Below are 233 nucleotides of genomic sequence, written 5' to 3'. Positions count from 1 at the left end.
TTCAAATGGTAAAGTTACAGGGATAAAAGAAGGACAAGCAGCAATTACAGCTACAACTGCTGATGGAGCAATTGCAACATGTACTGTAACAGTAACTAACAAATCTGGTACTAGTGGTGGAAATACTACACCAACTAATCCAACAGATAATACTGGTGGAACATCTACAGGAACAGATGAAACAAGCACTATAGTTAATATTGCTCATGCAAAAGGTGATAACACCAATAATG

The 233-nt window shown here is 36.9% G+C and carries 1 protein-coding gene; it reads left to right on the top strand.

The window, feature by feature from the left end; translation table 11 throughout:
• Positions 1-233: hypothetical protein (locus PROVRUST_RS19990; RefSeq protein ID WP_006816544.1), on the top strand; the 233-nt coding region annotated here is incomplete at both ends.

The organism is Providencia rustigianii DSM 4541 (genome assembly GCF_000156395.1).
Classification (GTDB): Bacteria; Pseudomonadota; Gammaproteobacteria; order Enterobacterales; family Enterobacteriaceae; genus Providencia; species Providencia rustigianii.
This window is presented reverse-complemented; position numbering and strand designations above follow the sequence as displayed.